This is a genomic window from Flavobacterium jumunjinense, from assembly GCF_021650975.2.
Classification (GTDB): domain Bacteria; phylum Bacteroidota; class Bacteroidia; order Flavobacteriales; family Flavobacteriaceae; genus Flavobacterium; species Flavobacterium jumunjinense.
Genome location: NZ_CP091285.1, coordinates 615,247 through 628,554, shown reverse-complemented (window position 1 = coordinate 628,554; position 13,308 = coordinate 615,247). Strand labels below are relative to the sequence as shown.

12 protein-coding genes are annotated in these 13,308 nt (G+C 29.8%); 2 read left to right on the top strand and 10 right to left on the bottom strand.

All coding sequences use genetic code 11. The features are described from left to right. Position 1: 1 nt before the first annotated feature. Positions 2 to 2,662, top strand: a complete 2,661-nt coding sequence (locus L2Z92_RS03110; RefSeq protein ID WP_236457390.1) for a carboxypeptidase-like regulatory domain-containing protein — start codon at positions 2 to 4, stop codon at positions 2,660 to 2,662. Positions 2,663 to 3,327: 665 nt separating this feature from the next. After that, a complete protein-coding gene (locus tag L2Z92_RS03105; protein ID WP_236457389.1) occupies positions 3,328 to 3,579 on the top strand; it encodes a hypothetical protein in 252 nt (83 codons plus the stop codon). 110 nt (positions 3,580 to 3,689) lie between these two features. Here L2Z92_RS03105 and L2Z92_RS03100 read toward each other — a convergent pair whose 3' ends face one another. The 10 genes from L2Z92_RS03100 to L2Z92_RS03055 form a co-directional block, all read right to left on the bottom strand. Continuing rightward, the gene (locus tag L2Z92_RS03100; protein WP_236457388.1) at positions 3,690 to 3,983 is read right to left on the bottom strand and encodes a hypothetical protein; all 294 of its coding nucleotides are present in this window, start codon (positions 3,981 to 3,983) and stop codon (positions 3,690 to 3,692) included. A 142-nt stretch (positions 3,984 to 4,125) separates the two neighbouring features. Continuing rightward, complete coding sequence (locus tag L2Z92_RS03095) at positions 4,126 to 5,130, bottom strand: phospholipase D-like domain-containing protein (RefSeq protein ID WP_236457387.1); 1,005 nt, start codon at positions 5,128 to 5,130, stop codon at positions 4,126 to 4,128. Positions 5,131 to 5,299: 169 nt separating this feature from the next. Then, positions 5,300 to 5,890: a PD-(D/E)XK nuclease domain-containing protein gene (locus tag L2Z92_RS03090; protein WP_236457386.1), complete on the bottom strand. Its 591-nt coding sequence runs from the start codon at positions 5,888 to 5,890 to the stop codon at positions 5,300 to 5,302. A 23-nt stretch (positions 5,891 to 5,913) separates the two neighbouring features. Continuing rightward, complete coding sequence (locus L2Z92_RS03085) at positions 5,914 to 6,147, bottom strand: hypothetical protein (protein ID WP_236457385.1); 234 nt, start codon at positions 6,145 to 6,147, stop codon at positions 5,914 to 5,916. 24 nt (positions 6,148 to 6,171) lie between these two features. After that, complete coding sequence (locus L2Z92_RS03080) at positions 6,172 to 6,945, bottom strand: HNH endonuclease (protein ID WP_236457384.1); 774 nt, start codon at positions 6,943 to 6,945, stop codon at positions 6,172 to 6,174. A gap of 559 nt (positions 6,946 to 7,504) precedes the next feature. Further along, positions 7,505 to 8,971: a hypothetical protein gene (locus tag L2Z92_RS03075; RefSeq protein WP_236457383.1), complete on the bottom strand. Its 1,467-nt coding sequence runs from the start codon at positions 8,969 to 8,971 to the stop codon at positions 7,505 to 7,507. Next, positions 8,971 to 9,267, bottom strand: coding sequence for a hypothetical protein (locus L2Z92_RS03070; RefSeq protein ID WP_236457382.1), 297 nt, complete (start codon positions 9,265 to 9,267; stop codon positions 8,971 to 8,973). Before L2Z92_RS03070 ends, L2Z92_RS03075 begins: the two co-directional genes overlap by 1 nt. Before the next feature lie 2 nt (positions 9,268 to 9,269). Then, positions 9,270 to 10,715 (bottom strand): hypothetical protein, encoded by a 1,446-nt coding sequence (locus tag L2Z92_RS03065; protein WP_236457381.1) that lies wholly within the window; start codon positions 10,713 to 10,715, stop codon positions 9,270 to 9,272. A 732-nt stretch (positions 10,716 to 11,447) separates the two neighbouring features. Next, positions 11,448 to 12,023 (bottom strand): hypothetical protein, encoded by a 576-nt coding sequence (locus L2Z92_RS03060; RefSeq protein ID WP_236457380.1) that lies wholly within the window; start codon positions 12,021 to 12,023, stop codon positions 11,448 to 11,450. Between the two features lie 172 nt (positions 12,024 to 12,195). Continuing rightward, positions 12,196 to 13,308 carry a pyridoxal phosphate-dependent aminotransferase gene (locus L2Z92_RS03055; protein WP_236457379.1) on the bottom strand — a complete coding sequence of 371 codons (1,113 nt, stop codon included), beginning with the start codon at positions 13,306 to 13,308 and terminating at the stop codon, positions 12,196 to 12,198.

Genomic DNA, 13,308 nt, shown 5'->3' with positions numbered 1-13,308 from the left:
AATGCACAAATACCTATTCCTACTACTTGCAAGCTATTTTTCTCACGCTCAAACCCTAACAGGGACCGTGAAAGATTCGTTAGGAAATCCGTTAGCCAATGCCAATGTTATAGCCAAGCCCTTAGTAGAAAAACAAGGGTTAAAATTTTCTATTGCCGATCATTTTGGACGCTACAAATTAGAATTAGAAAAAGGAGTGCCCTATGAAGTTCGTGTTTCCTATTTAGGATATAAAGAGGCTATTTTAAACCTTGAAGCCAACAGCGAACTAAAAGAGCATCATTTTAAACTCAAAGAAACTGGACAACAACTCAAAGAAATTGTTATCGATTATGAATACAAACCCATCATTGTAAAAAAAGACACCCTCATTTATAATGTGCAATCGTTTGCTAATGGTAACGAACGAAAAATGAAAGAAGTTCTTGAAAAATTGCCTGGTGTAGAAGTTGGCAAAGACGGCTCGGTAACTGTGCAAGGGAAAAAAGTAACCCAAATGATGGTGGAAGGAAAATCATTTTTTGGTGGTGGTTCCAAATTGGCTGTAGAAAATATTCCTGCCGATGCGTTAGACAAAATTGAAGTAATTGACAATTTTAATAAAGTAGGTTTTCTAAAACAAGTATCGGATAGCGATGAACTTGCTATGAATGTGAAGCTGAAAGAAGATAAAAAGAAATTTGTATTTGGCGATCTTGAAGCGGGTGCAGAAGTAGCCAACGACAATGGTTTTCATTTACTACATACTGCTTTGTTCTACTATAGTCCAAAAACCAACGTAAGTTTCATTGGAGACATCAACAACATAGGGAAACGTACCTTTACTTTTGAGGATATGATGCGTTTTCAAGGTGGTGCAAGTAGTTTCATTTCGGGTAGAAAACAACTTACGAACCTTTACAGTTTTGCGACAGGAAACACCGATGTTATTGAAAACAAATCGCAATTTGGAGCATTCAATTTTCGTCAAGAAATCAATAGTAAATTAGATGTTGAAGGTTTTGGTATCTTCTCAAAACTATTTACAGCAACACTTTCTGAAAGTCAAAACGAATATTTACAAAACAGTAGCTTCACCTTCGAAGACAAAACAAACAAAGGAAATAACAAAAGTATTCTAGGCATAGGAAACATTAAGCTTAATTACAGCCCAAGCGATCAATCGAGATGGTTTTACAACTCACAATATCAATTTAGCACTAACGACATTACTTCGCAAATTCTTTCTATAAGAGACGGACAACAAAACACCTTCGAAAACATAAACAATGCCGACAATAGTCAGGTGAAACAGTTTTTAGAATGGCACAAACAATATAAAAACAAAAATCACACGACTACTTTTGTAATCAATCAAAGTTATGAAAACAAAAAGCCGCAAAATAGTTGGTTAACCGATACCGAGTTTTTAACGGGACTAATTCCTTTGCAGAATGATAGTTTTTATACGATTGAGCAAATTAAAAAAGTAAAAAATAACAGTATTGATGCTTTGTTCAAACATTATTGGATTTTGAATAATTACAATCATATCTATACCAATATTGGAAACAACTTTGGAACAACCAGTTTAGAAATTACCGAAAAGCAATACTTAACCGATGGTACAATAAACGATTTTGCTACAGGTGGTTTTGGTAATGATTTGAACTATTTATTAAATGATTTTTATGTAGGTTTTGAATATAAATTTAAAATTGGAAAATGGGTTAATAAACCGGCACTTTACACGCATTTCTATCATTTAAAAACGAGACAAATTTTAGAAAATTATACCACAAATAAAACCTATTTTGAACCACAATGGAATAGTGAATATGAATTCAATCAATCGGAAGCGTTAAAATTTAACTACAAACTTTCAAACGATTTTCCAGACGCTACAAAACTATTAGAACGCTATACTTTACAAAGCTACAATTCGGTTTTTAAAGGAAATGCTTTACTAAAAAACGAACGTTTTCACACAGCAAGTTTACGCTATTCGAAAACAAGTATGTATCGAGGTTTAATGTTGTTTGCCAATTTAAATTACAATAAAAAAATTAAAACCATTCGAAATGTCATTGAATTGGCAGGAATCAATCAATTTACAACACCTACTATAACCGACAATCCTGAAACTAACTGGCGATTTTATGGAAATCTAAGCAAAAAAATCAACCGAATTAGAATACAGCTTAACAGTAATTTAAGTTGGTTCAATTATATCCAATCCCTAAACGGACAAACGACTTCTAACAATAGAAACAATCAATCTGTTGGTTTAAAAATTCGTACTGCAACTAAAAAGTGGCCAAGCGTAAGTATTGGTTACGACAAAAGTTTTAGTCAGTTTAGTGGGTTAACAAAGTCTTCCTTTACAAATGATGTGTTTTCTTTTGATTTCGATATTGATTTCTTGCAGCATTTTAATTTCAAAACCGATTACGAAATTACCTTCAATGAAAACAGTAACAATCAAAAAACAAACTATAGAATAGGTAATGCTTCATTAAGTTATCATAAAAAAGACCATCCTTTTCGCTTTGAACTTTCGGCTCAAAATTATTTAAACAACGGTACAAAAATCAACAATTCTTTTTCCGATTTTTTAATATCAAACAACACGACCTATATTCTTCCTAGAGTAATTATGCTTTCAATAAGTTATAAGTTGTAATTTAAATAGATCCTAAAACCAAACGACATCAATCCTTATCAAAAAAAATAACCAAGATCAAATCCCTATAGAAAAAAGATATTGATCGCTATACAGCCTAAGTATTCCTATCTGGGTCGCATTCCATTTTTAAAACCTGTGACATTTTTTATTGACAAAAAAAAATGTCACAGATTTTGTGACATTATCAAATCCAAACGAAAAATGTCACACTTTCTGTGACAAACTGAAAAACAAATATATTTTTGTCACCACTATTTGTAGTAGAACGATAGTATAGTAGAGCAAAAAAAATGCCAAATTTATTATTACTCATTTATTCTTAATATATACTCCTATTATCTCGTCTTATAGGTCTAATCAATTTACTAAAAAATCTACTAAAACAATTTCGTTATCGTTTATTGTATGTGTCATTTTATGAATTACAGAAATTAGAAAGAAGTTCCTAAAATTAAACACAACCGAAGAGAAACTAAAAGCGTTGCAACAAAGTTGTTTTACTTATAACTTGGATGCAACATTTATTAAAAAAAAATATTGGATTTATTAACCCGACGAAAGATAATAGATAAAAGATGATAGACTTATCTACTTTGTGTCAGTAGATTAAGTTATTTCTGTTTATCGTTATATTGCCATGCCTTTAATAACAACGACTAGTTATGAGAAAAGCCATAAAATCAGATAAACCTTTATACGCTCTAATCAATAAAAATTTCATTATTAGAGTTCTTGAAAACCCAAAGGAAAACTCACTCAAAAACACCAAATTAACTTCTGTAAATAAGCTTTCAGACTATTTGCAAGACGAACCACTTAAAATAAAGTTTTTTAATAAAGCTTTAGGTGGTGGAAAAGAAAAATGGACATTTTTAACACGAAGTAGGCATAAAGTTAAATTTCATGCAAAATAAGGGTTTTGGGTTAAATCTGTTATCTCTAATTATTATTGATTAACCAAATTGCAACACTAGCTCTACAATCATTATTGTATTTTTTGTTGTAAAAGTTGTTAAACCAATTTCTATTGATTATTTTTCCTTTTTTTTGCGTTTTTTGCATCAACAAGCCATTCTTTTGGTATAGCCTTTAGTTGTGTTTTTCCTTTAAACTGGAATGAATAGGTGTTATTTTTCTTGTAAAGCCATTTTTTAAAATGGTAATTGTTATATAACAATTTACCTTCATCTTTATTGATGTAAGTTTTATTCAATAAATCGTAAAATTCCTCTCCTGTCATTTTCTGCTTAATTTGTGAATTTGGTTTTCTTGTAAGATTGTCATGAATTAAATACACACAGTTGTTGTATTGTTTCACAGTATTTAAATTCGCTATAATGTTTCGCCACCTGAGATCGCTTGAAGTTCGTAACCGCTAATTTTTCGGCTTAACGAAAACTTGATGCGAAACGGTAATTCCACTAAATCACACACTAATTCAAAACGGCTGTTGGTGGTAGTTATTGTTCTGTTTCCTCTTCAAGTAATCCCGTAATTTTTTTGGTTATACTCTGTCTAATTCCATTATCTAATGAGAACTTATCCATTTTCAGATTACCGTAAATATCGATTGTGAAATGATATTTCATCTTTGCTTCTCCAGCAGGTTTTTTGGGTAATCCATTAATTTTCATTTCAGCAAACTTGACATTTTTACTCGCTTTTAGATTTTCGCCGTAATGAATTGTTGAACCAGAACTTGTTTGATTGTCAAATACTGTTTGTACAATTTCTGTTTTTGTAACAGGAATATATGTGTCTTTTGGAACAATTATTAGGAATTTATCGTTTTGCAAACTTGACCCAATTGAAAATTTTAGTTTATGTCGTTTTGTAAGTTTCAAATCAAAAGCATTTTTTTGAACTTCTATATTATCAGGTGCTATTTGAAAAGCACTTTCAATTAGATCTTTGTTACCAGTTGCTTTTGCTTGAAAAACAATATCATTAGCTAAATAATCTCTCGCTCGTAATAAATTAAATTCATCAACCTCAAATTTTGTCAAAGGCCTAATTTGTTCTTCTTTTTCTGTTAAAGATTTAAGTCTGTCAAATTCGGAAGAAAAAGAATTTAATGTTTCTTGCTCATTTTTAATAATCAAAATGTTTTCCCGATTTCTATCTTCAGCATAATATGTCCAATTATATGAGCCGTTAATTAAAACTTTGTTGTCAATTATGCAAAACTTGTTGTGCATTGGATTGAAAGTATTTGAAAAATAAAATTCACCTCCAATATCAATAAAATTCTGAAAATTTAATCCTGAATCTCTGTTGTTTATATAGTCATTATGTATTATTAATTCAACTTTTAAGCCTTCTTCTACTTTGCTTATCAATTTTTGAAATAAAGTTTGATTTGTAAACCAATATACAGCAACTACAATTTTTTCAGTTGCTTTGTCCAATTCATCAATAATATTTTGTCTTATATTTTCAAAATGTGCTTTTACCATATTTTTCATGATTCTGAGGTATAATTACTGCCAACGTGTTTGTGTGTGGTTAGTTGCGTGTTTCAGTAACTAATTTAGTAAACAAAAATGAACGCGAGAAAATTCCGAAGGAATTTTCCAAATAAGCACTTGCCAAAGCAATTAATTATGCATGGTGTTCTATATCGTTTTTCCTCTATTATAATGGAATTAAAACCCAGTTTTCGGGGAATTTTTTTTCAAATACTGCTTGTTTAAATCCAGCAGGATTAATTTCAGATTTATCTTCAAAATAAACGATTGCATAGAAGAACTTATATTCTGAATCTCCTTCATAATTGTCAGCATCAGTCTTTATTTGGTCAAGATAGGTTTCAATTCCAACTCCTTTTCTTATGTATTTATATTCAACTGCTGAACTAATTTCTGGGATTAATATATCTGGGTGATATGTACTGAATTTTTTAATAAATCTAGCTTTCCCTAAACTTCTCATTGAAGGATAAACTATTTCAACAAGCCATTTGACTGGTGTGTAAATGGAAGTTTCATTAGTTACAGTTGTATTAGTTTTTGACAATATGGAATTGGTGTTTTCTAAAATTTGTTTCAGTTTGTTAACTTCAAGCTTTTTAGAGTAATCTGTGTTAAATTCTTGAAAAGACATTAAGAACTCTCTAAAATCATCGTGAATTATCATTGATGGCTCAGCATCTTCGTATAAAGGTCCGCGACTTTCAGTCACCTTTTTTTTATCATTAATAATAGGTTGAAATTTGTCGGTGAACATTTTATAATAAAGAGGAACATTCTTTAATTCAAGAAATACACATATTTTAAAATAAAGAGTTCTAGTTCCATAAAATAACCAAGTTTCTTTATCATCTCTTTCATAATCGGGTAATATTGTATTTGACCGTTTTCATCTTCATAATAATCATTACCATCAAAATTACCAGGATAAACATGAACTTCCCAAAAAGCGACTTCCAATTTATGTAATAGTGTAGATATTTCTTTTGATATAAACTCTGTTTCTTTTTGCATACTTCTTAATTTTATTTTGATGTCCTAAACCTCTTTTATTCCGAGTTTTGTTCTGTAATGTTCAGGGTAAATTTGTGCTTGTTTATCTTTTTTAATTAATTCCTTAAACCAATCTAATTTTCTATTTAGTAAGTTAATCATCATTGATATTCCTCCAAAATCAAATTGAAAAATAAGAGTGTCATCGTCAAATTCCAAAATCGTAAGTTTACAATGCGCCTTTTTTAATCTATACTTGTCATAGAAAGTCGGAACACTTTTAAATTTTCCGATTTCATATTCACTCGTTGTAAAAGGCCAATCTTGATTTTCTTTTGTAGTCAAATAGTTTTTCATGTCCGTAAAATCGTATTTGCTAAAAATTTTATTTTGTGATTTGTAAATCGATTCTAAACCAATACTTAAAAGCAACTTTGAAGTTGCTACTTCACTTTTGTCAAATGCAGGAACTACTACTTGAATTGTTCTTTTTTCAGAATCGTAATTTCTAGAATTGTTTTGGTCAATTCCCTTAATTGTCAAATATGTTTTTCTAAAGTTTTTATCTCCTTCAATAATAAGTTCGTTTACTTTTCCTTTTGAATTCTTACCTTTTTTAGTTACAACTCCAAGACGAGCTCTTTCCATTGCAAAAACAGAATTCGTTAAAGCCTTTCCTTCAAAAGTTGAAAATCTACTATTACAGTCATCACAAACTGCTCCTTTTGGAAGAGTGTAGAAGTTATTTCCGAAAGACTCCGGAACAATATGCTCAATAGATTTGGCATCATTTTTATTATCGCAAAAAATACATTTCATTAATTTGTCTAGGTGTTTCTTCAAATGGTGTAGAACTTGTGTATATGTATGACTAAATCATACATATACACCCAAAATGAGGTAAATATGTATGACAAGCGTCATACTTTTTTCAAATCTAAACTATATTTTTCAAACTTGCAATACGTATAAATACGTATTTTTAGCTGTTTTTTGTACGTATTTATACGTAGAGAAGGTTTATTTCTGTCAAAAAGTATTGTTTACTTTCATTGTATTTGTAAAATTAATAAGAAAGTAAATGGTTTTTTTACGGTTTTTAGTAATGGAGCGAAAAAAGTTCTAAATTTTCGTTATTAAGATAGTTTTGTCTGTATTAAAAAGCTGTTGCAATTTTTGTTGCAACGGCTTTTTTGTGGAGTCATGTTTGAAGATAACGGATGTTTACATTCAACTTAACTCATCTTTTTGCAAACCACCGAGTACGTAAGTGCTCTCGGTGTTGTATGAAATGAAGCGTTTATTTTATTTATTGGTATTTCATGAGACCGCTTCGCTAAATTGAGAGGCTTTCCTTGCTAGTTTCTAGCAGGACAGTCTACTCGATTCGTTCGTTATTTTTAACAGTATTATGTAATTTCGCAATTCTAAATGATTCTAAAACTGCTAAGCCCCATTTTTCGCTAGTTACTTTAATGTATCTGTTAACTTGATATTCAGTCCATTTTTCTAATTTAATTGGGTCGTTCATTCTATTTCTAACTGAAATACAAATTTTTCTTAAAACCCAATAATTATGACCAGCTCGTGAAGTTCTAAGAATGTTTATCATTTCATCATTTCCAGACCTCATTTTAGAGAAAAAAGGAATGTATTTTTCAACTAAACTTGGGTTTTCAATCAGTAAATTAGCTACTGACTTTATGCTTGAATTCTTATTTATTTTCAATTCAGTTCTTAGGTTTGACCAATTAGAAGGGAATTGTTTCTCAAATCTTTTAAAGAATGGTGTTGACGATTTGTAAGCTTTGTTCTCAATTAAACAATTTGCAGCTACTTTATACATATCCATTTTTAAAAATGCAGATTTAGAACCATATAGAGTTCCTGCATATGCGTCTTTGAATGGTGCAGTAGAATCAATACTTATGGCTTTTGAATTATTAAATAAATAACCAAATAAAGCAATTAGTATTGGTGTGCCAACTCCCAAGATATGAACAGGTGTTTTATTATCTAATTTTTTATTTACACCTAAAGAAATTGCTGTAGAAATTAAATAGGGTTCTGGAAGTTTTTCTTTAAAAGTAATCTCTTTTTCTCCCATATTAAGAGATGTTATCCATCTTTTACTTTTCATTGGGCCACCAAAACTTATAGCATAACCATTAGCTTTTGATTTATTAGCGACTTCAACAGATTGAACTGCACTATTGAAATCATAGGAATGTAATACTTTGAATTTATTTATTTGAGATAAGCTATCAATTTGACCAAAGTCTCCTTTGATTTGCTTATTGAATATTTCAGAAGTTTGCAGTTGATAATTTTTAACATCTAAAGCTTTTGGTTTGAAAACTGGATGCATTAATCCACACATCATTAATACAGGTATATTAAAGTCCTCAAAACATATAATATAATCAGGTTTAATGTAAACTTGATTCTCTAAAATGGTATTAAAATTTGTAGTTGCCATAGATTTTTTACATTCGATTTCTATAAGCTTGATTAATTCTAATCTTTCATTTAATACAAATTCACTAACATTGCCTATTTCACTTTCCTCATTTATTGCTTTATTTAATATTGCGAATCCTTTTTTTTCAAATAACTTAGAAATTGCCTTCATTTTTGAAAAATTTCCATTGTCGCTAATGAGTAAGTTGTTTTTTATTTTTACATAATTAGCTAATTCTTCGTTACTTTTTGAAGAATAGTATTCTGACAATAAATATCCTTCTCTTTTTAAAGACAAAGGTTCTTGTTCGTTTGCAGTAACATCATTTAAGTTAGAAATGAATATATACTTATCTCTTTTGTAATATGGGATTTCCTTTTTCATTAGTTTAGATCTAAACAATTACAATATGCTGTTAATGCGTCATTATAGAGGTCTTCTGCTAAATCGTAGTCTTCATTTGCATCATCCATTTTTGCTGCAGATCTAATTTCATTGATTACCGCAGAACCAAAAACCATAGTTGCTAATCCTAATGACATCCCTTCTGCTAGGGTTGCTCCTATAACACCTAAAGTGCTAACTGTCATGTCTCCAGTTGCTTCCCACCATGCATCATTGGCTTCAGTAAGATTGTGTTTTGCGTTCTCTAAAGCGTCGTTTTCTATTTCACAAGCCATAATTATATGTTTTTAAAGTTTAATAAATTGTTTTTTGAAAATGTAACATTGTATTTAATTGGATTCAAAGCGCCATTATTTCCTGATTCAAGGGTGAATTTTAGGTTTAAGTTATGGGGTATTGGCTCAAATATATTTCTTAGTTCATATCTTGCCCATGCTATCCAATTAGTTTTAGATAGTTCACCTATTGATAACCTATCTATTGAAAGTGCTTGCGCATTATTTGCTTCTGGATTGTTTACTAAAAATCTTCCTGAAATGTAAACAAACGAATTGTTTACTAATCCTCCTGAGTCTAGTTTTATATGGGGTAAACACACTTTTAAAATTCGCCCTTTTGAATCTGAAATATCTGCTGTTGAAATAACTTTTGTTGGCCCTATATGTTTTACTTCTAGGTTTGTTACAACTCCTCTAATTACTATTTCTTGATTGTTATACTGATTTGGGTTTTTGAGTATTTTTTTTATAGAAATTAAATTTTCTGTAAGTGTTATATCTTCATTAATTAAATTTTCTTTTTTATCAAATAAATTTTCTGATAGATTTAATTCTTTATGAAAACCACTAGTCCAATTAATCCATTTAGATGAAGCTTTATTAAAAAGTAAATTTTGAATTAAACTACTCGCTTTTAATGCTTTTTTTCCATCTGATAAGAATGATGAATTTTGTAAAATTCTTTCTTGGAAACAATGAATTAAAATAGGTAATCCAAATTGATTTATAGTGTTACCTGTCCAATGGTTTAAATTATTGCTGTTACTTTTAAGTCTTATTTGATTGTTATCTTTAATATTATTAAGAAGAGTTGAGTTTCTCCTTTTTATGCTATTACTTAAACTTCTAATTTTGGTAGATGTGTTGAAAGTAATATTTTGATTCACTTGAATATTTATGTTATAATCAGAAAAAACAATAGCAGAATAATGATACATAGAATGAGCTAAATGTCTCTCAAAAGCATAATTTAAATATTTAGCAAGAATGTCATATTGCTTTAATTGATATTTATATGCATTTAGACCGCCTGTTCCTCCAACTTTTTTTATAAATTCATCAATTTTATCTTGTGGTGTATTGTTGTTGTTTAAACTGGTAATAAGTGCATTTTTTTTAGCTACCCAATCATCTTTTGTTTGAGGTTCTCTATAATGCTTTTTGAAGGCATCTTTTAAGTTGAATAATCTTTCTGTTAAAGAATTTATTTGATATTGATGAGTTGCCATATCTAGCATTTTAGATTCTAAGTTTAAAAGTTTCGCTTCTGAAAAGCTTTTAAGATCTTGCCAATTTTGATCTACTATAAATTTGTAGACTTGTTCATTGTCTGTTGTAATTATTGGTAAAGCATAATTTTTATATGCAATTGGAATACTATCAGCGTATGTTTGAGTATCTAATAGTAATGCTTCTAGTTGTGTTAAAAATTGTTGTTCAGTCATTTTTTCTTTTTTTTTAGAAAACTTAATATTTTTGTAAATGTCAGTTTTATTTGTTCTGCCTCTATAAGGTGTTTAACCCTTTTTAAAAGGTTTTTTCACCCTTTAATTCAAATGTAGGTTGATACTCAGTATTAAAAAATCATCAATTGATTAACTGTTGAGTTCAATGGATTATCGGTTTTTTTTAATGACGCACAATGCTTTGTGTATGGTTAGTGGCGGATTTAGAAGCACTAAACTTTCGGTTCAACACTTGGTTTATTAGATAATGAAGAAAAAAGAATTAAAGCATTAAAATGGACAAAAATAGAAGATGTTTGGGGGGGTGGTAGAAAGCATGCAAAAAGATTACAAGCAAAGAATATTTTTAATGCTTATCAATTCACATTATTGTCCGGTGATTGGATAAGAAAGTGAATTGCGGTTGTAGATTTAAGATTGAAATATGAAGTAAACCAACGTCAGACTTAGGAATACCAAGGAATAAAAAAACCGCTGCAATTTTTGTTGCAACGGTTTTTTTGTGAAGTTATGCTTAAAGATAACTGATGTTTACATTGAATTTAGCTCATCTTTTTACAAATCACCGAGTACGTAAGTACGCTCGGTGGAGTATGAAATGAAGCGTTTATTTTATTTATTGGTATTTCATGAGACCGCTTCGCTAAATAGAGAGGCGCACTCTGTTATTTACTAATAGAGCTGTCTACACGATTGTGCGTTCGGTTTTGTTTACCATTTAGCATTATTTTTTAGCAATTCAATTGGTATTTTTCTTTTAATATAAATTTCATTTCCAAATTTATTACCTTTTTTATTTACAATTAATGTATCGCCATAAAATTCAAATGTTTGTTTTATTATTCCAATTTCTCCCATTCCTGTAATTTGAGTTATTAAATCTCCTTTAATTACATTATTTTCAGAATACAAAATTCCACGCCATCCTGTATATTCAGGGTCGAACATTTTACTTTCTAATAAGGGTTTCTCTCTGTTAAGCATAAACAAATTAAAATTCCCGTTACCATAAAATTTGTAAACACCATATATTGTATTTACGTTTTCATAATTTTCCCTTGCTAAAGCATTAACAGGTTTGTCTCCTGAATAATATGTTGTGTTATACTCTTCATAAACCGCCAAAGTATCGACCTTCTTTAAAATGCTTTTTTCAAAATATTTTTTGTTTTGATAAACTTTTTGATCAATTGCAACTTTTGAATATCCATTTTTAAGTTTATATGTTTTTATCCCACATGAAATTGTTGAAATTAAAACCAATATTATTAATATATTTTTCTTCATAATTTAACATTCTCTTTTCTGTTTTTGTTCTGCCAAACTGAGGCAAAACGTTTCGCCACTTGAGATGGCTGGAAAATCGTAACCGCTCAATTTTCAGCTTAACGAAAACTTAATGCGGAACGGCAATTCCACTAAATTCCAGCTATATCAAAACAGCGGTTGGTGGCTGTTTTTATTGTATTGCTTTGATAAATTTTTTCATTTCGTCCATTTTACCAACTGTAATCCTTGTCCATTTTCCTTGCTCTTCATATATTCTTCCCCCTTCAATATTATTATCTTCTAATTGCTTGAAATAATCCTTGTTATATTTTACAAGTGAAAAATAGATGAAATTTGTATTAGAAGTAATGCACTCACAATTTAATTTTTTGAGTTCGCTGATAGTATATTGTCTTACATTCTCATTTAGCAAGTAGCAATTTGAAACAAATTTCTCGTCTTTCAACGAAGCAATAGCAGCAAGTTTTGATAATACACTAACGCTATTATTTGTATTGGATTGCAAATTTGACAAATTATCAATTAATGTTTTGTCTGCAATTGCATACCCAATACGTGCTCCAGCCAAACCATACATTTTGGAAAATGTTTTAGCGATAATAATATTTTTGTGGTCAGTGACGATATTGCTAAGGGATTGCTGTTTGGTAAAGTCCAAATATGTCTCATCAATTAATACAATTGTATTCTGTGAAATATTTGTTACAAATTCTACTAATGCTTCTCTTTTACAAATTGTTCCTGTTGGGTTATTTGGATTACAGATATATACAAGTTTTGTATTTTGGTTTACAGCTTCGACCATAGCTTTTAGATTAATTTTCTTGTCGGCTGTAAGTGGTACTTTATTTTTGGTTAAACCAAAATTGTCTAATGTAACTGTCCAATAATCATAGCTTGGATCAGCGATTACATAATTTCCTTTGTCTAATGATACAAATTTTGCGACTAAATCTAAAATTTCAGTTGAACCAGCACCCAATAATATGTTTTCGTCTTTAACACTATTTTTCAACGCAATAGCAGAAATTATTTGTGCTTCTATGTCCCAGTTGTATCTGTTGCTAATATTCACATTTTCCGCAAATGCTTTCCTTGCTAATGGAGATGGACCATATGGGTTTTCATTTGAGCGTAAAAAAATCAAGTTAGCATCATTCTCAAAACTATTAATTAAATTTTCTGATGCAAGAGGAGAAGCAAATGAATTGAAGCTTGTAAGTCCAATACCAGCTACTCCAATTCCAATTTTTTTCAGCCAAAGTCTTCTGTTCGGTTCCAT

Excerpts from the sequence above, each read along its gene's own strand:
- L2Z92_RS03060 (WP_236457380.1), bottom strand. The coding sequence starts at position 12,023 with ATGAAGAAAAATATATTAATAATATTGGTTTTAATTTCAACAATTTCA.
- L2Z92_RS03110 (WP_236457390.1), top strand. The coding sequence starts at position 2 with ATGCACAAATACCTATTCCTACTACTTGCAAGCTATTTTTCTCACGCT.
- L2Z92_RS03075 (WP_236457383.1), bottom strand. The coding sequence starts at position 8,971 with ATGAAAAAGGAAATCCCATATTACAAAAGAGATAAGTATATATTCATT.
- L2Z92_RS03080 (WP_236457384.1), bottom strand. The coding sequence starts at position 6,945 with ATGAAATGTATTTTTTGCGATAATAAAAATGATGCCAAATCTATTGAG.
- L2Z92_RS03055 (WP_236457379.1), bottom strand. The coding sequence starts at position 13,308 with ATGGAACCGAACAGAAGACTTTGGCTGAAAAAAATTGGAATTGGAGTA.
- L2Z92_RS03090 (WP_236457386.1), bottom strand. The coding sequence starts at position 5,890 with ATGTTCACCGACAAATTTCAACCTATTATTAATGATAAAAAAAAGGTG.
- L2Z92_RS03065 (WP_236457381.1), bottom strand. The coding sequence starts at position 10,715 with ATGACTGAACAACAATTTTTAACACAACTAGAAGCATTACTATTAGAT.
- L2Z92_RS03105 (WP_236457389.1), top strand. The coding sequence starts at position 3,328 with ATGAGAAAAGCCATAAAATCAGATAAACCTTTATACGCTCTAATCAAT.
- L2Z92_RS03095 (WP_236457387.1), bottom strand. The coding sequence starts at position 5,130 with ATGAAAAATATGGTAAAAGCACATTTTGAAAATATAAGACAAAATATT.
- L2Z92_RS03085 (WP_236457385.1), bottom strand. The coding sequence starts at position 6,147 with ATGCAAAAAGAAACAGAGTTTATATCAAAAGAAATATCTACACTATTA.
- L2Z92_RS03070 (WP_236457382.1), bottom strand. The coding sequence starts at position 9,267 with ATGGCTTGTGAAATAGAAAACGACGCTTTAGAGAACGCAAAACACAAT.